Genomic DNA, 1,818 nt, shown 5'->3' on the forward strand with positions numbered 1-1,818 from the left:
AAGGAGCCATTCCTGTAATGAAGTAATTTGCCCTTTGAAAACAAAAAGCGCCTCTTGTTATACTGGGAACCGTTCAGCCAAGAACATATCCCATTACGAAAGAGGCGCTCACTATGAAGTATAAGTTGAAGCAGAAGCAGAATCAACGGATTACACGAATTACCGAATCGACATTGGTTGTCGGAGCGGATATCGCTAAGAGAGTGCATGTGGCTCGCGCGGTTGATTTTCGCGGAATCGAGCTTGGTAAAGATTGCGTGTTTCACAATAGCCAGGAAGGGCTGACGAAGCTGGCAACGTGGATGAAGGAGCTCAGGCAAGCACATGGCAAGACCGACATCGTGTTTGGCATCGAGCCTACTGGACACTACTGGTTCCCGTTAGCGGCATTTCTGCAAGAGCAAGGCATTCAGGTCGTCGTCGTGAATCCGCATCACGTGAACAAGACGAAAGAACTTGAGGATAACTCGCCGACGAAAAGTGATTACAAGGATGCAAAAGTCATCGCGGATCTCATTCGGAACGGGAAGTACTCCGAGCCGAAACTTCCAACAAAGGAATACGCAGAATTGCGAATTCTGATGAACCTCCGGGAGAAGGTGCAAGACAGTTTGACCCAGGTTAGGAGCCGCATCGGCAATTGGTTTGACCGATTCTTTCCCGAGTACGCTAGCGTGTTTAAGGACTGGGACGGCAAGGCATCGCTCATGACCATGCGAGCGTTTCCGCTGCCCGCCGACATTGTCGCCAAGGGAGCCAGAGACGTCCTGGCTCATTGGAAGACGGAGGTCAAGCGTGGTGTGGGAATCAAGCGGGCAGAGGCGCTCTACGCCGCCGCAACCGCTTCGATTGGCCTGACAGAGGGAATCGTGGCAGCCCGAATGGAACTAAGTACACTGCTGGGACAGTTCGATCTGTTCAATGAGCAGCTTGAAGCAATCATGGCAAAGGTGATGGAGATTCTGGAGAGCATTCCGGGAACGACGGAAATGCTGACCGTACCTGGAGTAGGGGCGCTCACCGTAGCCGGATTTCTAGCGGAAGTTGGGGATCTGAACAGCTACGATCATGGTCAACAAATCATTCGTCTGGCCGGGCTGAATCTCATGGAAAACAGCTCCGGAATACGCAAAGGCCAGACGGGTATCACCAAGCGAGGGAGATCACGCCTAAGGGCGCTGCTGTTCCGCGCGATCATGCCAATGGTTGCGAAGAATGAAGAATTTCAGGCGCTACATCGCTATTTCACAACGCGAAGTCAAAATCCGCTAAAGAAGAAACAGTCGCTCATTGCATTGTGTGGAAAACTCATTCGGGTTCTTCATACGCTGGGGACAAAGCAAAGAGAGTATGACGCCGACTTGGTCATCGGCCCCGTTCGGCAAGCTCAGTTGCAACAATTGGCTGCTTAATATCAAGGAAGCAATTCCCTGCAATCTCGCTTATTCACATGTGAACAACCAGACAACGGAAGCACCGGAGAAGCCGACGAACTACACACCGTAAGGGCAACGACCCTGTAAAGGAGCGAGAATCGGCATCCACCCCTTGAGAGGTAGAACGAAGGAATGTAAGGGCATAGACCCAGCGTGACATGGGAGGGTAAACCTCAAGGGCGAATGTGGATATCCACTGTGCGATCATAATCAACTATCCACAGTTTTGGAATCCAAACGATCCTAAGCTCTGTTCCTGCCTACGCTCATACAGAAAATCGTGGTGCAGACTACATTCTCCACCAGTACCTCTCAAATTGTCAAAGTTGAAATCATGAGAATAAGCGAGAAAACAGGCGAAAACATTACTTTATAGTGGGAG

The 1,818-nt window shown here is 50.6% G+C and carries 1 protein-coding gene; it reads left to right on the forward strand.

The window, feature by feature from the left end; translation table 11 throughout:
- Nucleotides 1-125 precede the first annotated feature (125 nt).
- On the forward strand, nt 126-1,412 hold the full coding sequence (locus VF724_RS21115; RefSeq protein WP_442788078.1) for an IS110 family RNA-guided transposase: 1,287 nt from the start codon (nt 126-128) through the stop codon (nt 1,410-1,412).
- The last annotated feature ends 406 nt before the right edge of the window (nt 1,413-1,818 follow it).

Origin of the sequence: Ferviditalea candida, from assembly GCF_035282765.1 — a bacterium.
Taxonomy (GTDB): Bacteria; Bacillota; Bacilli; order Paenibacillales; family KCTC-25726; genus Ferviditalea; species Ferviditalea candida.